This is a genomic window from Planococcus sp. VCh962, assembly GCF_057748275.1.
Map to the genome: position 1 here is coordinate 1012786 of NZ_JBYLHS010000001.1, position 21783 is coordinate 1034568.

22 protein-coding genes are annotated in these 21783 nt (G+C 41.4%); 4 read left to right on the forward strand and 18 right to left on the reverse strand.

Annotated elements, in window-relative coordinates; translation table 11 throughout:
* Positions 1-63: 63 nt before the first annotated feature.
* The 3 genes from AC3AQ9_RS05140 to AC3AQ9_RS05150 all read right to left on the reverse strand — a co-directional run bounded on the left by AC3AQ9_RS05140 (position 64) and on the right by AC3AQ9_RS05150 (position 1652).
* Positions 64-228 carry a hypothetical protein gene (locus AC3AQ9_RS05140; protein WP_488306368.1) on the reverse strand — a complete coding sequence of 55 codons (165 nt, stop codon included), beginning with the start codon at positions 226-228 and terminating at the stop codon, positions 64-66.
* Positions 229-502: 274 nt separating this feature from the next.
* Positions 503-880, reverse strand: a complete 378-nt coding sequence (gene cdiI, locus AC3AQ9_RS05145) for a ribonuclease toxin immunity protein CdiI (RefSeq protein WP_488306369.1) — start codon at positions 878-880, stop codon at positions 503-505.
* Positions 881-1217: 337 nt separating this feature from the next.
* On the reverse strand, positions 1218-1652 hold the full coding sequence (locus tag AC3AQ9_RS05150) for a MerR family transcriptional regulator (RefSeq protein ID WP_488306370.1): 435 nt from the start codon (positions 1650-1652) through the stop codon (positions 1218-1220).
* Between the two features lie 174 nt (positions 1653-1826).
* On the opposite strand from AC3AQ9_RS05150, the gene AC3AQ9_RS05155 reads away from it, so the two are divergent.
* On the forward strand, positions 1827-2678 hold the full coding sequence (locus AC3AQ9_RS05155; RefSeq protein ID WP_488306371.1) for an aldo/keto reductase: 852 nt from the start codon (positions 1827-1829) through the stop codon (positions 2676-2678).
* A gap of 280 nt (positions 2679-2958) precedes the next feature.
* Here the strand turns inward: AC3AQ9_RS05155 and AC3AQ9_RS05160 are convergent, their stop codons facing one another.
* The 7 genes from AC3AQ9_RS05160 to AC3AQ9_RS05190 form a co-directional block, all read right to left on the reverse strand.
* On the reverse strand, positions 2959-3915 hold the full coding sequence (locus AC3AQ9_RS05160) for a haloalkane dehalogenase (RefSeq protein ID WP_488306372.1): 957 nt from the start codon (positions 3913-3915) through the stop codon (positions 2959-2961).
* Between the two features lie 120 nt (positions 3916-4035).
* A complete protein-coding gene (locus AC3AQ9_RS05165; RefSeq protein ID WP_488306373.1) occupies positions 4036-4611 on the reverse strand; it encodes a TetR/AcrR family transcriptional regulator in 576 nt (191 codons plus the stop codon).
* 539 nt (positions 4612-5150) lie between these two features.
* Complete coding sequence (locus tag AC3AQ9_RS05170) at positions 5151-5813, reverse strand: CoA transferase subunit B (protein ID WP_488306374.1); 663 nt, start codon at positions 5811-5813, stop codon at positions 5151-5153.
* 26 nt (positions 5814-5839) lie between these two features.
* Complete coding sequence (locus AC3AQ9_RS05175) at positions 5840-6523, reverse strand: CoA transferase subunit A (RefSeq protein ID WP_488306828.1); 684 nt, start codon at positions 6521-6523, stop codon at positions 5840-5842.
* Positions 6524-6708: 185 nt separating this feature from the next.
* Positions 6709-7128 (reverse strand): acyl-CoA thioesterase, encoded by a 420-nt coding sequence (locus AC3AQ9_RS05180; protein WP_488306829.1) that lies wholly within the window; start codon positions 7126-7128, stop codon positions 6709-6711.
* A 40-nt stretch (positions 7129-7168) separates the two neighbouring features.
* Positions 7169-8005: a beta-keto acid cleavage family enzyme gene (locus AC3AQ9_RS05185; protein WP_488306375.1), complete on the reverse strand. Its 837-nt coding sequence runs from the start codon at positions 8003-8005 to the stop codon at positions 7169-7171.
* 139 nt (positions 8006-8144) lie between these two features.
* Positions 8145-9470: an MFS transporter gene (locus AC3AQ9_RS05190; RefSeq protein ID WP_488306376.1), complete on the reverse strand. Its 1326-nt coding sequence runs from the start codon at positions 9468-9470 to the stop codon at positions 8145-8147.
* A gap of 529 nt (positions 9471-9999) precedes the next feature.
* Between AC3AQ9_RS05190 and AC3AQ9_RS05195 the strand changes: the two genes are divergently transcribed.
* Together AC3AQ9_RS05195 and AC3AQ9_RS05200 are read left to right on the forward strand one after the other, a co-directional pair.
* On the forward strand, positions 10000-10815 hold the full coding sequence (locus tag AC3AQ9_RS05195; RefSeq protein WP_488306377.1) for an IclR family transcriptional regulator: 816 nt from the start codon (positions 10000-10002) through the stop codon (positions 10813-10815).
* A 6-nt stretch (positions 10816-10821) separates the two neighbouring features.
* Positions 10822-11532: an IclR family transcriptional regulator gene (locus AC3AQ9_RS05200; RefSeq protein ID WP_488306378.1), complete on the forward strand. Its 711-nt coding sequence runs from the start codon at positions 10822-10824 to the stop codon at positions 11530-11532.
* Between the two features lie 106 nt (positions 11533-11638).
* Here the strand turns inward: AC3AQ9_RS05200 and AC3AQ9_RS05205 are convergent, their stop codons facing one another.
* The 4 genes from AC3AQ9_RS05205 to AC3AQ9_RS05220 form a co-directional block, all read right to left on the reverse strand.
* Positions 11639-11764, reverse strand: a complete 126-nt coding sequence (locus AC3AQ9_RS05205) for a hypothetical protein (protein ID WP_488306379.1) — start codon at positions 11762-11764, stop codon at positions 11639-11641.
* 35 nt (positions 11765-11799) lie between these two features.
* On the reverse strand, positions 11800-13119 hold the full coding sequence (locus AC3AQ9_RS05210) for a GntP family permease (RefSeq protein ID WP_488306380.1): 1320 nt from the start codon (positions 13117-13119) through the stop codon (positions 11800-11802).
* Positions 13120-13714: 595 nt separating this feature from the next.
* A complete protein-coding gene (locus AC3AQ9_RS05215; protein WP_488306381.1) occupies positions 13715-14473 on the reverse strand; it encodes a 3-hydroxybutyrate dehydrogenase in 759 nt (252 codons plus the stop codon).
* Positions 14474-14557: 84 nt separating this feature from the next.
* Positions 14558-15871, reverse strand: a complete 1314-nt coding sequence (locus tag AC3AQ9_RS05220; RefSeq protein ID WP_488306382.1) for a GntP family permease — start codon at positions 15869-15871, stop codon at positions 14558-14560.
* 159 nt (positions 15872-16030) lie between these two features.
* On the opposite strand from AC3AQ9_RS05220, the gene AC3AQ9_RS05225 reads away from it, so the two are divergent.
* Positions 16031-16921 (forward strand): LysR family transcriptional regulator, encoded by an 891-nt coding sequence (locus AC3AQ9_RS05225; protein ID WP_488306383.1) that lies wholly within the window; start codon positions 16031-16033, stop codon positions 16919-16921.
* A gap of 865 nt (positions 16922-17786) precedes the next feature.
* Here the strand turns inward: AC3AQ9_RS05225 and AC3AQ9_RS05230 are convergent.
* The 4 genes from AC3AQ9_RS05230 to AC3AQ9_RS05245 all read right to left on the reverse strand — a co-directional run bounded on the left by AC3AQ9_RS05230 (position 17787) and on the right by AC3AQ9_RS05245 (position 21779).
* Positions 17787-18860, reverse strand: a complete 1074-nt coding sequence (locus tag AC3AQ9_RS05230; RefSeq protein WP_488306384.1) for an NAD(P)-dependent alcohol dehydrogenase — start codon at positions 18858-18860, stop codon at positions 17787-17789.
* A gap of 267 nt (positions 18861-19127) precedes the next feature.
* Positions 19128-20747: an ABC-F family ATP-binding cassette domain-containing protein gene (locus tag AC3AQ9_RS05235; protein WP_488306385.1), complete on the reverse strand. Its 1620-nt coding sequence runs from the start codon at positions 20745-20747 to the stop codon at positions 19128-19130.
* Positions 20748-20925: 178 nt separating this feature from the next.
* Positions 20926-21054, reverse strand: coding sequence for a hypothetical protein (locus AC3AQ9_RS05240; RefSeq protein ID WP_488306386.1), 129 nt, complete (start codon positions 21052-21054; stop codon positions 20926-20928).
* Between the two features lie 419 nt (positions 21055-21473).
* Positions 21474-21779, reverse strand: a complete 306-nt coding sequence (locus tag AC3AQ9_RS05245) for a monooxygenase (RefSeq protein WP_488306387.1) — start codon at positions 21777-21779, stop codon at positions 21474-21476.
* Positions 21780-21783 lie beyond the last annotated feature (4 nt).

A 21783-nucleotide genomic window follows, 5' to 3' on the forward strand; every position in this document is an offset into this window, starting at 1 on the left:
TGAATAAAAATTGAATGTAACTTAACTGCACTTATGTTACATTCAAATTCTTGATTTGCTATATTATTTTGGTTCTTGGGTTTTTATTAGCTTTTTGCAGATGTATCCAACGATATATTCTCTTTTTGTTGTTTCTTCAATATCCTGATTTTCAACCAGCTCCTCTATTAAATGATCTATTTTTCTCCATAGCTCTGTGTTTTCATATTTTTCATATGGGTGTGTCACTCAACAATTCACCTTAATTTTCATTTTTATGTTTATTTCGCTGTGGCAAAGAAATTGCGGGAAGTACAATTGTAGAAAGTAGTTTGTGCTTGTATTATTCTACTTTGATGAACGTTTTTTATACTTATTTTACCATTCTTTATTTTTATAGATAGAAGTTTGATAAAGTATTTCTCACTAAAAACCGTTCGTAAAAGTACACTGTATTGGACAAAAAAGAGGAAACTTTTTGCAAGTTCCTCCTCGTCCTTCGAGCTATCATAATTTATTAGACTTAATTAAGATTTAAATTAAATTTGATGACGCTCAATATTTTTTTCACTTCCTGCGAATCCCGGCGGTGCATCTCAAGATAAAGGGTGCATACTTTTGAAAGATAATTATAAAAAACCTTGTAGCTAACAATTACTTCTTCTTCATAAGCATGGGAAACATATACTGAAAATCTCACACCGTCTGGAAAGTAATCATCCTCTAAAGGATGCATCTCAAGAGAAAGTTCAGCGGTATGATAGTCTACTGAGTAACCTTTATTTTGCGAGAACAATCTTAATGCTTTTAAAAAAGTTATTGGGCTGCCGATTACTTGGTCGTAGTAAGCAGACATCGCTAACAATTCTGGCGGAGCACCTATCTTATCAGCTACAAACATACTATTACCCCTTTCTCCTTTGATATATTAGTAACTTCTCATAATCTGATGATATGTAAACTAACTCTTCTCTTGTTTTAGGAGTCCTGTACAAGTTTTCAATAGAACCTCTTCTCTTTTCTCGCGTCGCTTTAACCTTTTCCTTCTATAGCAGCCAAAGAATAACTTAACAATTTGCGAATATACCTGAATACAAAAAAGAGAAAAGAAGTTGATTAAAGCACCACCGCCTCTTCCCTCTTTTATATTTTAAGCAACTTCTGACATATCTTTAAATGTTAACTCTTTCCCTTATTTAATTCTTAAAAATGATATCGGTATGAGAATCTTTAACTTATCAACCGATCCTTTTAGTTAAACTAGGGTTGGCATTTATGGACTCCCATTCTCCTGGATTCGTGTCATCCGGGATGACCCCATTAATGATATCGAGGTAGTGGTTTGCCTTATTTTTCATGTATTCGGCTCTCTGTTGGGCTTCCTCTAACTGCGCTTGTGCAATCTCCTGCTGTTTCATGATGATCTCGTAGCGCTCTTGCATCGTAGAACGGCCTTCCAAACACAAATCCACGTACCGTTTGATATCCTCTACTGACATGCCGGATTGTTTCAAGTGTTTTACACCCGTCAGCCAGTTGATGGATTCCTTATCGAAGAGGCGATTATTGTTTTTATCGCGCTGAAGGGTCGGAACCAAACCTTTGTCCGTGTAGAAACGGACGGCATGCTCGGTCAGGCCCAATAGTCTAGATACCTCTTTCACTGTGTACATCTTGACCACTCCTTATTTTTTTCTAAAGTTGATTTAAATCTCTTGCCTTCGTGTTACGCGAAGGTGTTAAGGTAATCATAGTCTATAGAGTAGAAGCTGTAAATTCTGATGATCGCTGATAGGTACGGATTTACAGTAGGCTGCTTGGATATACTTACTTTAGGAGGAATAAACATGCAAAAAGTAGTTTTAAACAATGGAGTAGAGATGCCTATACTTGGTTTTGGTGTATTTCAGATAGAGGATGCAGCACTTTGCGAACAAGCAGTTAGTGATGCAATTGAAGCAGGCTACCGTTTAATTGATACAGCTTCAGCCTATTTGAATGAAGAAGCAGTTGGCAAAGCAATCAAACGAAGCGGAGTTCCAAGAGAAGAACTCTTTATAACAACTAAATTGATCATTCAAGAGCAAGGATATAAAGAAGCAAAAGAAGCATTTGAAAAATCTTTAAAAAAACTTCAGTTGGATTATTTAGACTTATATCTCGTTCACCAGCCATTAGGAGATTACTATGGATCTTGGAGAGCGTTAGAGGAGTTATATAAAGAAGGGAAAATTCGGGCTATCGGTGTGAGCAACTTCTATCCGGACCGTTTAATTGACCTGATTCAACACAATGAAATTGTCCCAGCGGTTAATCAAGTAGAAACTCATCCCTTTACGCAACAAATTGAAAGCCAGAAGATTATGAAAGAATTTAATGTCCAAATTGAGTCATGGGGTCCCCTGGCTGAAGGCAAAAACAATATTTTCGAAAACGAAACGTTACTTCAGCTGGCACATAAATACGAAAAAAGCATCGCACAAATCATTTTGCGTTGGCTTGTTCAAAGAGCGATTGTGGTGATTCCGAAGTCTGTTAACAAAGATCGTATAATTGAAAACATCGATATTTTCGATTTCGAACTTGATGCTGCTGATATAAAGCAAATTAGCACACTAGATACAGGTGAAAATCTAATCGTAAATCATCGTGATCCAGATTTGGTCAAGTGGTTTGGCGCGATAAAATACGATCTTTAATAGGTTGCCAACAACCAAAAACCGGTTCCCCTTCAGGAAATCCGGTTTTTCCAATTTAACGACGAAATGTATAAGGAGAATTGTTTATGCCTAAACCTGATTTACAACATGGACTATTCACCCTCTCCCATTCCCCTTCACCTATAACTCAGTAAGCCAGAGAAATCATGTAAATATGAACTATGCGAAAATGGACAAAAGGAAGGGAAAATGCCCAAACAGAGCCTTTTCCCCTCCTTTTTCTTCAGCTGTGTAAAATGCAGCTCTGCGTACTGATTCCTTAGGAACGAGAATCCTTAGGCAAATCGAGCAAGAAGTCGCGCAGGGCAGTGCCAATCTCGTGGGGCGAATCTTCCTGGAGGAAGTGGCTTCCGCGCACGGTAACTTCTCGTTGGTTCGGCCAACTGCGGGCAAACTCAAGCGCGCTGCCACGCAGCACCACTCCAGGATCTCCAATCACCAATAGCTTCGGTACAGAGCTCTGGGCAAGCCATGCTCCAAAGGACTCGACAACCTCCACTACATCCGCTGGATGGCCGTCAATCGGCAATTCACGGGGCCATACTAAGGTCGGCTTCCGCGAATCCGGCGTAGGGTAAGGCGCCCGGTAAGTGTCCATCTCCTCTTCGGTAAGGGTCCGCATCACACTCTGTGGCAGGACACCCTCGATGAAGAGATTCCCTTCCAGAACCAGCTGCTCACCCTCTTTCGAACGGATGGCACCGAAAACTTCAGGGAAATCGGTCAGTGTCATCGGCTGGACATGCGTTTCCATGTAGGCAATCGCTTTGATTCTGTCGGGATGCCGCTGTGCCCAGTGGTGTCCGAGATCTCCACCCCAGTCATGTACTACGAGAGTCACATTGCTGTCCAGTCCCAGCGCATCAAACCAAGCGTCGAGGTAGCGCACGTGATCCGCAAAACGGTAGCCACCGTCAGGGGCTGGGCCGGATTCTCCCATGCCCACCAAATCCGGTGCAAGGCAACGGCCGATATCGGAGACATGGGAGATCACATTTCGCCACAGATAAGACGATGTGGGGTTGCCATGCAGGAAAACGATGGGATCTCCGGCACCGGTGTCCACGTAGCTGATCTCTGTGCCGAGTACCGAGATGCGCTTGCGTGGATGAGAGTCAACGGCTGAGATTTGGCCAGTATCCAGCGACATGTTTTTCGCAGTCTGTTTAGGGACGGAATTCCCCGTCATTTCTTCATTTTTTTTATTCATTTTCATCAAGCTCCTTCATCCAATTAAAGTAATATTATTGCCTCTATTGTATCCTTCAGGCATTTCTGTACCTACCGACCGGTACATTGAAAACTTAATCTTTCAATCCTGTCAGCCTTCATTTCATTAACTAAGCTTATATTGTTGACGAATCACATCAGTCACATTGATCAAGGGTTGGATGTCTTGTTGATTTTTCATTAACAAAATTCCTCCTTCTAGCATTGCAATCATCGCTTGCGCATTCTTTTTAGTGTCGATGGCAGAATCCAGTTGATTTTGCATGATCATTTCGTCTAAAGTTGCTTCTACTGCTACTACCCAACGTTCAAAGAAGGCTTGAATTTTCATACGGAACATTTCATCATGTTCACTCATTTCAATGGCCAAGTTCCCCATTGGGCATCCTTGTTTCTTTTCCATATTGGCATGGGAATTGATCGCCCAATCAAGCATTTTATTTAACTTTGCTTTAGGTTCGTCTGTTGTTCGAAGAATGCCCACAAGCAAATTTTCATTCCAATCTCGGATGATATCTTCGACCACCGCGAGTCCAAGATCGTGCTTAGCAGAAAAATAATGATAAAATTGCCCTTTTCCAATTTGAGCGGCCTGGAGAATGTCGCTTATTGAAGTTGCCTGATAACCTTTCGAATGAATGACCTCTCTAGCAGTAGCGATTATTTCTTGCTTTTTAGACATATTTATACACCTATCCAGTCACATTTGTATTTCACTTTCAATCTCCTTCTAATTCCTTTACAAAATGCTGTGTAGCTTTTACAGCCTTACACCCATCACTGGAATCTGTAACCATTCAGCAAAGCGTTTGATCGGAATATCATCAGCACTCTTTCTACTTGGCACATTATTCACTCCTCTATTCGTAACATGTACCGTTTCATTGCCTTTATTAGTTTTTAACGGTGAAGAGAACCTTTACTATTTGAAAACTATTTCCTTATCACGGCTATTCTTAACGAATGTTTGTACCTACCGTTCGGTACAATTTCATGTTAACATACTAAACATAAATTTGTCAGTACACGCATTCCGTGTTGTTAACTACGATTTTCTTCAGTACAAATTTACACTAGCTTCTTGTTGGAGAGATGGCAGCACGTTTTTATCTGGTGGAATGCCAGTACAAGCAGGATAAATAAGAAACCCAACTATCTGCACGTAAAGATAGTTGGGTTCTAAAGTTCGATATGCATAATAGCACTTAAAATTAATGCAATTTAGCTGCTAAAATGGCCTGCTATAAGTTCTGACGAAACTGAAAATTGTGCTTCTGTTTTTTCTCTTACTTCCTCAACCGTTACATTATTCTGGGTTTCAATAAGAACCATTCCTTCAGGCGTGAAGTCAAAAACCGCCAGATCCGTGATTAACCGGTCCACCACTTGTGCCCCGGTAAGCGGCAAAGTGCATTCTTTTTTAATTTTCGATTCACCATGCTTATTCACATGGTCCATGATGACGACCAGCCGCTTGGCTCCGTTCACAAGATCCATCGCACCGCCCATGCCTTTCACCATTTTCCCGGGAATCATCCAATTCGCCAAATCGCCTTGTTCGGATACTTCCATGCCGCCTAAGATGGCCAAGTCAATATGGCCCCCGCGGATCATCGCAAATGATTCCGCACTATCGAAAAAGGAAGCTCCCGGGACAGTGGTAATCGTTTCTTTCCCTGCATTGATCAAATCCGCATCTTCTTGGCCCTTTACCGGATATGGCCCGATTCCCAATAGGCCGTTTTCGGATTGCAGCAGGACGTTGAAATCTTTTGGTATCTCATTCGCGACGAGCGTGGGCATACCGATTCCGAGATTGACGTTCATGCCATCCTCAATTTCCTGAACCGCTCTTTTTACAATTTTAAGTCGCATGTCTTTCATGACGAGTCCCTCCATTCTTTGAACTATTAGGCTTGTACGACTGTCCGTCGCTCAATGCGTTTCTGATAATTTGTTCCAAGCAATAAGCGTTGTACATAGATACCCGGTGTATGGATTTCGTTAGGATCCAGTTCTCCTGCTTCGACAATTTCTTCTACTTCGGCAATGGTGATTTTCCCGGCCATTGCGGCAAGGGGATTGAAATTACGCGATGTTTTCCGGTATACCAAATTCCCGAGCGTATCTGCCTTCCAGGCTTTGACCAGTGCAAAGTCTCCGACGATTCCGCGTTCCAGCAGATAAGTCTTCCCATCAAACTCTTTCACTTCTTTGCCTTCCGCAATCGGTGTTCCGACACCTGTTGCTGTATAAAATCCAGGGATGCCTGCACCACCTGCTCTTAGCCGTTCCGCCAGCGTCCCCTGCGGAGTCAATTCAACTTCCAATTCCCCACTTAAAAATTGCTGTTCAAACAATTTGTTCTCACCAACATACGAAGCGACCATTTTTTTGATTTGTCGGTTCTCCAATAATAACCCAAGACCCCAATCGTCCACTCCGCAATTATTGCTGACAACTGTTAAATCTTTCGTCCCTTGCTCCCGTAGCGCCTGAATCGCTTTTTCTGGAATCCCGCTCAATCCAAATCCGCCAACTACTAATGTAGAACCATTTCGGATATCTTGTACCGCTTCTTCAAATGAGTTCATTACCTTCTTATAGCTCACAAAAATGCCTCCCTCTTTGAATCGTTTAAACATTAATCATTTCAAAGATAAAATTTTTCTTCTATAATTAATTGTCCGTATGTAGGTAAAACGAATTTCAGCTTTTATTGCTGATTTTGAAAAAGGGTGTCCAAAATGAGTTGAGGACACCCTTTTTCACTCTATGCTTACTTTCTTACAATTTCCCCATTGTCAGCCAACATCTTCTCCCGTACTTGCTCCGGAATCGGATACGCTTTCGGTTTACCTTGGAACGACGTCCACGCGCGCACTTCGTAGCCTTCGGCGACCAGCTGTTCCCCTTTAAAGAACGTGTGACTCAATGTAAAGACCTTTTCTTTCATGTCCACCACTTCACTGCGAAGCGTGACGTCATCCTCAAAAAGAAGTGGTCTCTTGAATTGGCAATTCGCTTCGAGTAAGGGCGTAGCAGTTTGCTGCTCCGCCATCAATCGGGTGGTGGAGAACCCGATGCCAGCTAAAAATTCATGGGTGGCTTCATCCATCCACTTATAAAAATTTGGGTAAAAGACGATGCCGGCCGCATCCGTATCTCCCCATCGTACCTTAAACGAATATTCGACAATCATGGTCAATAACTCCCTTCTCCTTCAATTCTTAACCTTCTTACCTGTTTACGGGACTCTTTACTTTCAAGCCCAGTATTTCTCTGGCTTCATCCGGAGTGGCCACTTCGCGGCCAAGTGTGTTCGCCAGTTCCACAATCCGCTTCACGAACTGGGCATTCGATGTCGCGAGTTCGCCTTTTTTGAAATACACCGCATCTTCCATTCCGACACGGACATGGCCGCCCAGCAGAATGGTCATCGTGTTGATCATCAACTGGTCTTTGCTGGCGCCAATGGCGGACCAGATTGCCCCTTCCGGGATGCTATTCTTCATGAACATCAAATTTTCAGGCGTTGCTGGAATCCCTCCCTGGGCGCCCAAGACGAATTGGAAGAAGAACGGCGGTTTGATCAGCCCTTGTTTTGCGATGCGCATCGCATTCGCAATCATGCCGACATCAAACACTTCCAGCTCAGGCTTCACGTCATGCTCCAGCATGCTTTCCGCCAGCTGTTCCAGCATGCCGTGCGTGTGGATGAAGACTTTGGGCCCGATATTGAACGATCCGGCATCGTACGATGCGAGTTCCGGCTGCAGCGCCACCACTGGAAAGCGTTTCGTCACATCACTCAGTTCGCCGCCGGCCGTCGTGAAATTGATGATGATATCGCAGCCCTTTTCCTCGACGAGCCTCCGGACTTCCTGGTATTTCTCCAAATCCAACGCAGGGATCCCCTCTTCGTCCCGGACGTGAATATGGGCGATGGCGGCCCCTGCCTGCCACGATTCATAAATGGAATCGGCAATTTCCTGCGGCGTGGTCGGCAAGTACGGCGTATGCTCCTTCGTTGCAAAATCTCCTGTAGTCGCTACTGTGATGATCAATTTTTCCATTTTAAATTCCCACCTTCATCTAGTTTTAAATATCCTTTTTACAAGCAGTTCAAAATGATTCGGCATTCTTTTTTATGGAATTGTTCATTGCAGCACAGCTAGTTGGCTATGCTTTTAACTTCACACTTTAATCAAGTTTCTATATTTTATTTTGAGCAACCGGTATTTTTTCGGTATGGAGATTATTATTTTCCACCCTTAATCCAGCTTGTTTAAACGTCAGCAGGACCACGCAAGCAAGAACAGCTAAAGAAGCAAGCAAGAACATCCCACTTGAAACAGCTAATTGCCCAAAAATCATGGGTCCAATAAAGCCGCCTAAACTCGCTAATGCATTGACCATTGCGATTCCCGCCGGTGCTGTAGATTCCGTGAAAAACAAGGTCATAAAGGAGAAGAAGGCACCACAAAAGCCATAGAGCCCAATTGCAGCAAAGGCAAGTGCTGCAAGCAGCATCACCGTACTATCAGCAAACCCGCACCCGATAAAACCGACTGCCGCAATGAGGAAACTTACGATCAAGTGCTTCTTGTGCTCATTTCGCTTATCGGAACTCCATCCAAACAGCAGCATTGCCGGAATACCGATGATTGCCGGTATAATGGATAACCAGCCAATTTCCAGATTCGTTGAACTTGTGGAAAAAGACTTAATAATGCTTGGAAGAAAGAAGCCAAGACCGTACATGGCGGAATAGTTGGCAAAATAGATCAGAGCTAATTTCCATACCTTCGAATCTTTGATCATTTCTGACTTGGACGCTTTATTTACGGCAAGGCTGTGCTGACGTTCTTTATCCAATTCATTTTCAAGCCAATCTTTTTCTTCATCCGTTAACCATTTGGCATCTCTCGGACGGTTTTTCAAGTAAAACAGCGCGATTACCCCTAATATGACCGCTGGAATTCCTTCCAGAATAAACAACCATCTCCAGCCTGCAAGTCCGCTCCAGGCAATATTGTCCATAATCCAAGTTGACAACGGAGCCCCTATAATCATCCCGATCGGCAAAGCCATGATTAAAGATGAGGAAGCACGACCTCTTTCTTTGCTTCTGAACCAATATGTGAAGTAAAGAATCACACCCGGGAAAAAACCTGCCTCAGCAATCCCGAGTAAAAAGCGTGCCAGATACAAATGTGCAGCTGATTGTACGAAGCCTGTAGCTACCGTGATGATTCCCCATGTAATCATGATGCGGGCAATCCAAAGCTTTGCCCCTACTTTGTGCATGATCAGATTGCTCGGCACTTCGAATAAGAAATATCCAATAAAGAAAACGCCGGATAACAGACCAAAAACTTCAGCAGTTAATGCAAGATCTGCATTCATTTCCAAGGCAGCAAAGCCTAAATTTACGCGATCCAGATACGCGATGATGTAACAGATAAACGTGAACGGCAATATGCGCAACATCGTTTTTTTAATGGTGGTGCTTTCAATGGATTGGTTGATTACAGTCATATTAATTCATCTCCCCTTTTTAACATTCAAGGTAAATCGCTCTATGCTTTATAACGGTTGGCATATCATTGAATCCACTTGTGTGACAAACAATTCCCCTTTTGTTTCCTTGCATTAAAATGTACAAAAAATCAATTGCTCAATCTTGTTTTATAGTGCCGTTCCATGTAAGCGCTGACATCTTTTGCAAATGTTAACCTATAGCTTAAAAACCTAATTTAGTGATCTTCCTCCTTTTTAACCTGCGCTTTTCGTTTAAAGTGCCCAAATATACACCCCTTTTCGAATCTTCTGTTTTTATATAGGCTTCATAGTAGCACACTACTTTGTCATCTATAAATAACCTTATTCTGCTATGTGACATAAAAAGGATTAATTAATCTAAAATTTTGTTAAAAGCAATGTAGATCAGGCTAATGATTGCGCCTCTTTCTCGCCATGCAATTTTTATAGGCGTATAACAATTTCATCCAAGGTATAGTAAAATCGTTACTATTAACTGGTTCGCCAAAAAAGGAGGAAGAGTAGCATGGAGGAAAAATACATCCTGCATACCGTACAAAATGTAGACGAAAAATACGTCATACATACAGTCAAAAACGCGATGCAGCTTCTGCAGCTTTTCACCAATCATTCTCCAGAATGGAGCTTAACGGAACTGGCAAAAGAAAAATCCCTAAACATCAGCCATGCGCAAAGACTGATCAATACCTTAACAGCGTATGGTTATTTGGAAAAAAATCCTCTTTCTAAAAAATATCGACTCGGGTTGTCGATTGTGCGGGTATCCGGCGTATTGACCACCACAATGGAAATCTACAAAGAGGCACGGCCAGTCTTATTAAAATTGTTGGAAAAGTACAACGAAAACATTCATATTGGAATATTAGAAGAAACAAATGTTTTATATCTGGATAAACTCGACAGTGTGTTTTCTACTCGATTGGCCTCACATATCGGAAAACGAAATCCTGCCTATTGCACAGGTTGCGGAAAAGTATTACTAGCTTTCAAACCTGCGACAATACAGCAAGATCTATTAAAAAAAATACATGACAATGGCTTTGAGCAATTCGGTTCCAAAACAGTAAAAACGGTCGAAGAATTAAAAAAAGATTTAGACTGGATTGTGAAAAACGGATATTCGATAAGTACCGATGAATTATCAGATGGCCTTACAAGTATCGCTGCCCCGATAATGGATTTCTCTGAAAGCGTAATTGCAGCCATTTCAATAACCGGACCAAGTGATAAAATAATTACACAGGGACATATAGACGATTTGATAAAATACGGTAATACGATTTCCCGAAAACTTGGGTATATGCCAAGAACTGAGAGGTAAATAAGCATGCAAAAAGAGAAGTACTCTTCGCTGGAAAATGCCCTTCGGCTGATGAATATTTTTACAGTTGAGAAACCTGAATACAAATTGAATGAATTAGCAGAAAAATTATCGATTGCCCCAAGTACAGTGCATCGCTTGCTGACAACTTTGCGCTCAGAAGGATTTGTTGTCAAAGACTCTCTTTCCAATAAATACCGGCTGGGTATTTCCCTTCGTGTATTAGAGTCTGTAACCCTTAATAACTCGGAACTATTCCAGCTGTCACAAGACATCCTAAAACAAATTTCCTCGAGGACGAATTTATCATCCGCACTAGCTATTATTTTTCAAGAGTCTACTTTTTATCTAAATGCGATTGAAGTAGACAATCCCCTTTTCAGCAAGTTTTATTACACTGGAAAACAATGTTCTTTTCTTGATTCCAGCGCTGGAAAAGTATTGTTATTAAGTAAAAGGGATACCGATATCCCGGAACTTATTCAAGAACAAGCAACTGTTGCAAAACTGCACGCTCAATTGCATTCAACCGGTTACATTGAAAGCCACGGCGATAACCGCTATGGCATTTCCTCTCTTGCTGTACCAGTGAAAAACCATAAAAACGAAACAATAGCTGCCTTAGAAATCATCGGTACGAAAAAACAGATCCAAGCAAACGTCCGAATAATTGAAGAAGCTGGTATTCATCTTTCTAATAAAATAAAAGATTTATAATTGATTTCCTCCTCCTCTCATAAAGGGCCTCTCAATGAAAAACTGAATAAAAACGAAAAAACCCCAGAGGTTGATGACCAACCTCTGGGGTTTCTCTTGTGTTCTATTAAACCTGGAAATGGATAGTGGCTTGTTTAGATTCCGCCTGCTGTGCCGATTTCTTCTCCTGTGATGGTGCACCTGCACTGTCAGAAGTAAGGAATACATCTCTAAAATCTCTAATTTTAATCATTGTTATACCCTTTTAAAGTATTTCTAAATAGCGTTTCAATATAACAAGATCGATGCCAGGATGACGGCGGCCAATGCGAGCAAATTACTGACGGTCATGACAATGAACATGTATTTCAATCCGTTTTTATGCGTTAGGCCGGTCAAGGCAAAGAACGTCAGCACGACGCCAGTATGCGGCATGATGGTGAATACCGATGAAGCGATTGCGGTCACTCTGTGGATGACAGCGGCATCGATTCCCATTGCCAAATAGTCTTGCGAGAAGGCTTCCATTACAATGCCGATGGCACCTGATGAAGATCCGGTTACAATACTAAAGATTCCGGCGGCAGCGGAGAGGCTGACCAACGGATTGCCCGGAATGCCTAAAATCATTTCGGAAATATACGTGAAACCCGGAGCCTGTGTAATGACCACTCCGAATGCCACCGCTGCTGCAGTGACGATTACCGGCATCACGGATCCAGCTGCCCCTTCGTTGAGGACTGCTTTTTGCACAGGGATGAATTTATTGAACGCAATGGCTGAAACCGCAATAGCAGCCGTCAAGCCGATTAGAATGATATTCGGTATTGCCAACGCGCTGCCGGTCAAGATGATGGCGATCAAGATAACAATCGGCAAAATGCTCATCAAAAAAGAGGGAATGTCAGTTTTCACCGCTTCATTGGTGTCTTTGACGTCAAAGTCACCGAACGTTTCCCCTTTTGCGAGACTCTTGTTCAGCGTTCGGTGCATATACCATAGACCAAAAGCGATGGCTACCACTGTACCGATAATCCCGAGCAGCGGCGCTGCCGTTAAGGTTGTCCCCAAATAAGTCGTCGGAATGACGTTTTGAATGGACGGCGTCCCCGGCATCATGGTCATTGTAAAGGTTCCGAGACCAAGCATGATCGGAATCGAAATCAAGTTCCAAGCAATATCCAATTCTTTAAACAGCGGTTTCGCGAGCGGGACAAGAACGAAAATCACCACGAATAAGCTGATGCCCCCATAGGTGAGGACCGACGTGATGATGAACAAAGCGACCAAGACAGGAAACGGTTTTTCTGTTCCCGTCTTCTCCAGAATCTTTTTGGCGATGGATTGGGCAGCGCCACTGGCTTCCATGTATTTGGCCAAAACGGCCCCCAAAAGAAACACAACGAAGAAGTTGACTACAAAACCGGCCAGTCCCGTCATAAATGAGTTTTCCTGCCCAATCAGCGCCGGGAAAATATCCATTCCGTTCGTCACAATGACAATGACGGAAGCTAACGGAGCCACAACCAGAATGCTGTAGCCTTTCATCGCCAGACCAATAATAACAAGTATCGCCAGCAAAATACCCAGCGGTTGTATGATTTCCATAATTATCTCCTCTTTAAGTCAAGGCTGGGTATGCTTTAATTGGTTATGGCACAGTTCCAGACAAAACTCGTTTTTTGTGTTTTGCTATCTACTATAACGGACGGGAATGAAATATCAAAAAGGCCTCCATATATACTTTGACATGAAGTTTTCCGAATGAGACATGATAAAACCGTTTTCTCCCTTGGATACGTTTTATTGGCCGCATCGTCCATTACGTGATAAGATGCCAAACTTCAAATGTCCACAACCATTTCTTTTTTGAATTCTATTCCTTAAAAGTTTCTTTATTAAATTTTCCTTGAAGTCATATATTTTTTTTGCATTTTGTATATTTTTTTATTGTATGCTAAAGCGGTTTATAATAGTAATAAATATTTTTATATCCTTCATTTGTTAACTTTATATATACAAGAGGCGATTGAACGTACGCACTTATATTATTACAAGATAAAACCTTTTCTATTAAGAGAGTTTAAAACTTTAAAGTTTCATGGTTTCCCTTTTTCTGTATGAATCGAAGTAAAATAGACAAGCAAAAAGGCGCACAGTAATTATTCTCACTGTGCGCCTTTTTGGTTTAAATTATAAAGTCTTACATTCCGCCAGTTACAGGAATCGATTCACCTGTAATAGCAGCAGCACCTTCTGAAGCTAAGAAGACAGCAGTCTTGCCGATTTCAGATGGTTCAAGTAGACGTTTCATCCATTGTTTACCTAAGATATGGTGTGCTACTGCTTCTTCTTCAGTAGTGCCGTCTTTTTCAGCTAATACCGGAATTTGTTTTTCGATCAACTCAGTGCGTACTGGACCTGGCTCAATTGCGTTGCAAGTGATGCCGTTTGTCGCGTTTTCTAAAGCGACAACTTTAGTAAAACCAGTCTGTCCTGCTTTAGCAGCACAGTAAGCTGATTTATAAGCATCAGGAATACGTCCGTGAGCAGATACGATGTTGATGATGCGACCGAAGTTTTGAGCTTGCATAGATTTTAAAGAGTGTTTCGTCATTAAGAATGTCCCTTTTAAGATCACATCGTTTAATAAATCCCACTTTTCTACTGGGAAATCTTCTGTTTTCGAGATGAACTGTAGACCTGCGTTGTTGACAACAACGTCTACAGATCCACGTTCAGCAATCACGGTATCGATGGCCGTTTTAACTGAAGTTTCGTCAGCGACGTTTACTTTGTAGCCTTTTGCATTGCCTAATTTTTCTGCTGCTGCGATAGCTGCTTCTTCATTAATGTCAAAGATGGCTACGAAGTCACCAATGGCAATGAATTCTTCTGCGATTGCATAACCGATACCTTGCGCAGCACCCGTGATCAATACTGTACGATTTGTTTTCATCATTAGTACCCTCCATTTTTATATTCTTTTCTTATATTTATCATTTACACTGGAGAGAGACTCAAAACTTTCTCCCCAGTGAATTTGTTAATAAAGTGCAATACCCATTGCCAATGCCACAATCAATGCAATCAAGATTGGCAATGTCATGCTCACAAATGCATATTTAAATGAATTTTTATGATTCAATCCCGCCAATGCGAACAGTGATAAAACCGCACCCGCATGTGGCAATCCGGTCAAGACTGACGATGCAATGGCAGAAATGCGGTGCATGGCATCAGGATTCACACCCATATCCAAATAAGTCTGTGCAAAAGCTTCCATCGCAATTCCGAGGCCACCTGATGATGAACCCGTAATTGCTCCAAGTGCGGCTGAAGCAATCGTTAAGCTGATTAATGGATTTCCGGGAATTCCCAAAATGGCATCTGAAATCACTTTGAATCCGGGCGCCATTGTAATCACCACACCAAATGCAACTGCCGAGGACGTAAAGAAGATAGGGGTAATAGACCCATTCGCACCTAGGCTAAGTGCTGTTTTGTGCGAAGGAATGTATCGATGAAACAGTACCGCTGCAGCCAAAATTGCAGCACCCAAGCCGATCAATACGATGTTATCCACTTTCATCGCACTGCCTATAAAGATAATGACGATTAATAGGAGGATCGGTAAGATACTTACGATGAAAGAAGGAATGTTTTCTTTCAAAGCAAGTGACTCTTCCTTTTCATCTTCGTAAGGAGCAAATGTATTGCCGGCTGCAATGCTCTGTTTCAACGCATATCTCATATAGACAATTCCGACAGTGATTGCGACCAGTGATGCGGCAATCCCCATTAATGGTGCAGCCATTAATGTCGTCCCTAAGTATTTTGTTGGGACAACGTTTTGAATGGAAGGAGTGCCCGGCATCATCGTCATGGTAAACGTTCCGATTCCTACAAATATCGGAATAACCACTAAGTTCCATCCGATATTAAGCTCTTTAAATAACGGTTTCGATAATGGAATTACAACAAACAATACAACAAACAAACTGATTCCGCCGTATGTTAAAATTCCGCTTATTACTAAAATGGCAACCAATACAGAAAAAGGTTTTTGCGTTCCTGTAATGGATAATACTTTTTGCGCGATTGATTGGGCTGCCCCACTCTTCTCAATATACTGCGCTAAAATGGCTCCCAATAAAAATACTGCAAAGTAATTTATTATAAACCCTGCTAATCCGGTCATAAACGAACTTTCATTTCCTACTAAGGAAGGAAAGAAATCCATGCCGTTTGTTACAATCACCACAATTGAAGCTAAGGGTGCTATGAACACGATGCTATAACCTTTCACTGCTAAAGTGACGATTAAAGCAATCGCAATTAATATGCCGATTGTACCCACGATAAATATTCTCCTTTTTACTAAACTTTTATTTTGTATACCCTAAGACCTTTGAAGAAGTCTGACCTTTTCATTACCATTATAATCCGCAATGTTTTATAATAATAATACATAAATTTTATAACATTTATTTGCGAAATTAATAAGTGAGGCGAACTAATGGAATTAAGACAGATTCAATATTTTTCGGAAATTGTGAAACACGGCAGTTTTTCGAAAGCAGCAGAGCACTTATTTGTTTCCCAGCCGACCATCAGCAATGTCGTGAAAGATCTTGAAAAAGAACTGGATATGAAACTACTCATCCGAACTACGCGGAAACTTGAACTGACAGATGCTGGCCGCTTGCTGTTCGATTACAGCAAGAACATTTCAAACTCACTGTCAAATTTCCACGAAGAATTGGCTGATATCAAAAGTGGGCTGAATGGGTCCATAAAAATGGGCATTTTCACTTCTGTAGGAACCGAAATCATCACGGAAATCATGGCGGAGTTTTACAGTTTGTATCCGAACATCAATATTACATTCGTGGAAGACAGCGCAGTTAATTTGAAGAAGGCCATGCTCAATGCAGAATTGGATTTGGTAGTTGCTAGTTTGCCGACTGATGAAGTTTTGGAGTCATTCCCTTTTTTGGAAGGCGACCTTAAGCTTTTGGTACACAAAAGCCATAAACTTGCCCACAGGGAATCAGTAACTTGGAGTGACTTGAAAAAGGAAAAGTACATTATGTTCCGTGAAGAATTCGATGTCTATCAAATGATTATGCGGCAAACCCAACAACTCGGCTTTGAACCGGAGATCATTTGCGAGACTTCCCAGTGGAAATTTATTTTGGAGCTGCTGTCATTTAACATGGGCATTGCCATCTTACCCGAAAGCACCCTGACAAAAATCACCGTTAAACATAAAGGCATTGAAGTGATGCCAATTGTCGCCCCTCAAGTGACTTGGGAAATCGGCATCGCGTGGAAAAAAGACAGCTATCTATCGCTGGCCACCCGCAAATGGATTGAATTTTTACAGAAAAAGCTTCAAATCAACTAGAAGAAAATTGATCATTCAGCTCTTGATAGACAATAGTTATCTCAATAGTTTAATTGATCTTAGTCAAGCTGGATTAACGCAACTTTATAACGATTTTTGGCCATCAAAAATGTGCTACAGGATGATAAGCTGTCATTTTATACCGATAATTTACATTAAGAAAACCAAATATAAAGCATTTATTGGGGAGATAAATAACACTTATTTCAGTGAATGGCTCAAAGACCTAATAGGATTACTGTCTAATTTCTGCAAGAGGTGTCGGAAACCTTTTTGCTTTAGTTTCTCCCTCAATTACTTTATCTAATGTATGATTTAACTTTTTAATTTCTTCATTATCTTCTTCATTAACTTCTTAATTAGTAGGCTGCAACATTATCGCTTCCTCCTTCTTTATGTATATCACCTGTATTTTACCGAAATTATTAAGAATATTAATAATATTAAGGAGTAAATTATGCAACTCATTATATTAACTTTTGAAGTAATCTCTTTCAATAGGTGAAGAAGAAATCTTTATTGAAAAACAGAGTACTAAAAATCAGCCCCCCGTCCATTGCAATAACCCTGAAGTAGAGTGTTCATAAAAGTACACGTTTCCGAATCAAAAAGGAGAGAAGAGCTGTTTTTCCAGCGTACTCTCTCCCTTTTTTATTCAAGCACCTTCTGATAATTCATGATATGTAAACCAATTTAAGTCCACTTCAATATCGCCCTTTATTCACGCACAGGAACTAATTTCTATTATATAAGTTTTTACTAGTGTTGCATTAATGAATACCGAAGAGTAAAAGAAAGCACCTTTCAAACAGCTTTACACTGCTTGAAAGGTGCATTTCCCATTTCCATTTCGTACATTCAGAATTTAGTGATTCATTTTTAAAACCGGTTTGATAACCGACCCATTCTCTGATTCCTCAAAGGCCTTATTGATGTCCTCGAATTCATAGAATTTCACCATCCGGTCAAATGGAAATTGTCCATTTTTATAGTAAGAAATCATTTCCGGAATGAATGTTTGCGGAATGGCATCGCCTTGGCTGGTTCCGATAATACTGTTCCCTTTTAGGGCCAAGGCGGCAAAAGGGATAGTCAGACTGCCGTCCGTAACGACCGTAACCAGTTTTCCGAAAATATCTAACGAGGCGACGGCTTGTTCGATGACCATGTTGACTCCAGTCGTATCAAACGCATGCTGCACCCCTGCCCCCGTAATTTCTTTGATCTTTTCAGCAATATCGACATCTTTGCCACTTTTTATTGTCGCTGTGGCCCCCAACTCTTCAGCGAGTTCCAAGCGGTTCTCATGGAGGTCAACCGCAATAATGTTTTCGCAACCGGCAATTTTAGCCGCCATGATTGCACTTAATCCAACGGCTCCGACTCCAAATACCGCAATCGAACTGCCCGCTTCCGGCTTGAGCACATTCTGAACAGAGCTAGCTCCTGTTTGTAAGCCGCAACCTAGTGGAGCTGCTAAAGCTAAGTCCATGTCCGGATCAATTTTCACAACGTTTCTTTGATTAACAAGTGAATATGTTGCAAATGAAGATTGGCCAAAGAATCTGGCAACCAATTGATTGGTGTCTTGATCGATATGGCTATTTAAATTCAGTTCACCATAATGCCGGCAATGGGAAGGGTGGTTGCCTACACAATGATCGCATTCGCCGCAACTTGCATAGGAGACAACCACATGATCTCCTTTTTGCAGGCCACTAACTTCAGACCCGACCTCTTCCACGATTCCAGCGCCTTCATGCCCAAGAACTGAGGGCGGATTGACCATGCCTGTGTCTCTTCCAGAAACATCCGTATGGCAAATTCCGGAGGCCATTACTTTTATCAACACATCTTTCGAACCAAGTTCAGACAATTCAACGTCCTTGATTTCAAAAACTTTTCCTGTTTCCGGGGTGACTGCAGCTTTAATTTTCATAAGTATATTCGCTCCTTTTATATGACTTGCATCTTCTTCCTTACGGCAATTCATTACAATAATAGATTTTCATCTCATCCAAACATAAGCCTGGAAATTAATGAGATGAAGTTTATAAAAATTAATTTACATATACCTCACCCCTTCTGCGAAAGTGAACTGCAATTGGTAATAGCTCCGGAGACAAGTTCAATTGCCTGGCCAAAAGAAGACTAACTCCACGTTCGAAAACAAAGACATTGAAAGCGGGATCCTGCTCCGGAAGAATCAGGCTCTTCTGCTAAAGTCATCATAATTCCCGAGGTGCATATTCGCTCCTGTTGGCGTCAGCTCCAACACCTTGCCAGCTAATTTATTCAGGAAGTACCGGTCATGAGAAATAAAAAACAGTGTCCCGTCGTAATTTGCAATCGCGTCTTCTAAAATACCTTTACTGAATAAATCCAGGTGGTTGGTCGGCTCGTCCATTACCAACACATTGGCTTGCTTCAGCATCAGCTTTGACAAGGCCACACGCGCTTTTTCACCACCGCTGAGAGCAGAAATCGGTTTAAATACATCTTCGCCAGAGAAAAGAAAGTTCCCTAATACCGCGCGTACTTTTGGTTCATCAATATGCGGGAAACCTCCCCATACTTCGTTTAAAATCGTGTTGTTCGGCTGCAAATCACCCTGTTCTTGATCATAATAACCAATTTCCACCCGATCGCCCCAGGCAACTGTTCCACTTTTTTGCGTAAACTTCCCAAGTAACGTCTTGACCAGCGTTGACTTCCCAATTCCATTGGCACCAACCAAGGCAACTTTATCGCCACGAAACAGTTGGAAATTAATATCTTTTAACAGTGGTTTTTCATCGTCTTCTACGACAATGTCTATCGCTACGTCTTTCACTCGCAAAACTTCTTTGTGAGATGCTCTGTTTACTGAAAAGGACATGCTTGTACGCTTTAGCTCTTCAGTAGGTTTTTCAATTCGTTCCAGCCGCTCAATTTGTTTCCGTTTGTTTTTTGCACTTTTTGAAGAGGTGGCGCCGGCAATGTTTCGGCGCACATAATCTTCCATCTGTTCCAGTTGATTTTGCTGTGCCACATATTTTTCTTTCTGAAGCTCCCGCTCTTTTTCCTTCGTCTCCACAAATTTTGAGTAGTTCCCTGTATAACGAGTCGCTGTTGTTCGTTCCACTTCATAAATCACGGTAACAAGTGAATCCAAGAAATAACGGTCGTGGGAAACCACTAAAATGGCACCTGGATAGGATTGCAGATAGCCTTCCAACCAAGCCAGTGTAGCGAAATCCAAATGGTTTGTCGGCTCATCCAATATGAGAAAGTTTGGTTGTTGCAGCAATATTTTGGCTAACGCCAGCCTTGTTTTTTCGCCACCGCTCATATGATCGATCAGGGTCTCTTGTGAAGTCTCCACGAATCCCATTCCGTTCAGAATGCTTCGGATTTTCGCTTCAAATTCATAGCCGCCATTCTGTATGAACCACTCCGATTTTTCAGTGTACCGATTCAAGGTTTTTTCAAATTGCTCAGGATCGTCCAACAGAGCCGGTTCACCCATTTTTGCCTCCAACGATCGAAGCTCTTGTTCAGTCTCTATCAAATTAGAAAAAACACTTCGCATTTCGGCCTCTATCGTGTTTCCGAAGTTCAGTCCGCTATTCTGCCGCAAATATCCGATCCTTGTTTCCCTTCCTACATATAGTTCGCCACTATCATAGGGAATTTCTTTTGCAATAATTTTTAATAAGGTTGTTTTCCCTGCACCATTGACCCCTACTAAGCCAATGCGTTCTCCCGGTTCAATTTTCATTGAAATATTTGAAAGCACTGTTTCTACTCCGTAGCTTTTACTTATACTGTTCATTTGCAATAACATTTTTTAACCTTCTTTATTCTAAATTTATTATGAATTTTTTCTGATTAACCCCTCAGCTTTTTTTACTCCAACACAAAAAAGGCGCCGAGATAGACCCGGCGCCTTAAAATAAAATAGTCCTGTGATTAGTAAAGATTCACAGGACTGCGTTTTATCATGAGTTGTATAAATAAGGAGGTTAAATGCCTTTGGTCACTGTTTTAGTATGAAGTTGGCTTAAAAAAGGGCAGACTTGTCCCATAGTAAGCACATCCTCAAGTAGCCAATATCCTTTTAACAACATTGCTTTCATAAATACAGTTTCCAAGACCTTTACCTCCCTTCTCGATTCAATGGTATACATGTTACTCTTTATTAATAGAAAAAACAACTCATATCATTCGTTGAACTTGAACTGAGCTTGATTTAGTGAACTGCTTAATAGCTTGATAGTAAGTGTTCTTTAGCTTTGAAGATAAAAGCGTTCGTAAAAGTACACATTAACGAACGCTCCAAAACCATACAAAAGCCCAAAATAAAAACGTTCGTAAAGGTCCTAAAACACTTTACGAACGTTCGCTATTTCACTTGTACTTTTACGAACAAATGAGTTCTTAAATTCAGCCGCTTTCTCTTTTTTCTTACTGGCAATCCTGCTTTCATGTAACTTCTGTCAGTACATAGATTTCAGTTTATATCATCCGTGTTTCTTATTGCTTTTTTACAAAAGATATTTTACATTCGCTATTATTTCACTGGACCGCTATTAATCTCAGTAAGTTTCGAATTCACCGCAAAGATTTTGGCGTTTACACCCGTTATGCCAAAACCGGCGAGTCTCTTCGTGTGCATTTCCACGTATTTTTCCGCTGCTTCTTTTGTTTCGAAAAGGTAGATTCCTCCGGCTTCCTTAGTTTCGGGGCTTTCTGTCCAGATTTTCCAGATGAACCCTTGTTCTTCGTTGATGCTTTTCGCTAATTCGGAAAATCCAACTGCCATTTCATCTCCGAAAGGTCCATCCATTTTGAAATCCACTTGTGCGATAAAAGCCATGTTC

Bases quoted from the DNA above. Each gene is read 5' to 3' on its own strand.
- cdiI (WP_488306369.1), bottom strand. From the start codon at position 880: ATGTTTGTAGCTGATAAGATAGGTGCTCCGCCAGAATTGTTAGCGATG.
- AC3AQ9_RS05150 (WP_488306370.1), bottom strand. From the start codon at position 1,652: ATGTACACAGTGAAAGAGGTATCTAGACTATTGGGCCTGACCGAGCAT.
- AC3AQ9_RS05155 (WP_488306371.1), top strand. From the start codon at position 1,827: ATGCAAAAAGTAGTTTTAAACAATGGAGTAGAGATGCCTATACTTGGT.
- AC3AQ9_RS05160 (WP_488306372.1), bottom strand. From the start codon at position 3,915: ATGAAAATGAATAAAAAAAATGAAGAAATGACGGGGAATTCCGTCCCT.
- AC3AQ9_RS05165 (WP_488306373.1), bottom strand. From the start codon at position 4,611: ATGTCTAAAAAGCAAGAAATAATCGCTACTGCTAGAGAGGTCATTCAT.
- AC3AQ9_RS05170 (WP_488306374.1), bottom strand. From the start codon at position 5,813: ATGAAAGACATGCGACTTAAAATTGTAAAAAGAGCGGTTCAGGAAATT.
- AC3AQ9_RS05175 (WP_488306828.1), bottom strand. From the start codon at position 6,523: ATGAACTCATTTGAAGAAGCGGTACAAGATATCCGAAATGGTTCTACA.
- AC3AQ9_RS05185 (WP_488306375.1), bottom strand. From the start codon at position 8,005: ATGGAAAAATTGATCATCACAGTAGCGACTACAGGAGATTTTGCAACG.
- AC3AQ9_RS05190 (WP_488306376.1), bottom strand. From the start codon at position 9,470: ATGACTGTAATCAACCAATCCATTGAAAGCACCACCATTAAAAAAACG.
- AC3AQ9_RS05195 (WP_488306377.1), top strand. From the start codon at position 10,000: ATGGAGGAAAAATACATCCTGCATACCGTACAAAATGTAGACGAAAAA.
- AC3AQ9_RS05200 (WP_488306378.1), top strand. From the start codon at position 10,822: ATGCAAAAAGAGAAGTACTCTTCGCTGGAAAATGCCCTTCGGCTGATG.
- AC3AQ9_RS05205 (WP_488306379.1), bottom strand. From the start codon at position 11,764: ATGATTAAAATTAGAGATTTTAGAGATGTATTCCTTACTTCTGACAGT.
- AC3AQ9_RS05210 (WP_488306380.1), bottom strand. From the start codon at position 13,119: ATGGAAATCATACAACCGCTGGGTATTTTGCTGGCGATACTTGTTATT.
- AC3AQ9_RS05215 (WP_488306381.1), bottom strand. From the start codon at position 14,473: ATGATGAAAACAAATCGTACAGTATTGATCACGGGTGCTGCGCAAGGT.
- AC3AQ9_RS05225 (WP_488306383.1), top strand. From the start codon at position 16,031: ATGGAATTAAGACAGATTCAATATTTTTCGGAAATTGTGAAACACGGC.
- AC3AQ9_RS05230 (WP_488306384.1), bottom strand. From the start codon at position 18,860: ATGAAAATTAAAGCTGCAGTCACCCCGGAAACAGGAAAAGTTTTTGAA.
- AC3AQ9_RS05235 (WP_488306385.1), bottom strand. From the start codon at position 20,747: ATGTTATTGCAAATGAACAGTATAAGTAAAAGCTACGGAGTAGAAACA.
- AC3AQ9_RS05245 (WP_488306387.1), bottom strand. From the start codon at position 21,779: ATGGCTTTTATCGCACAAGTGGATTTCAAAATGGATGGACCTTTCGGA.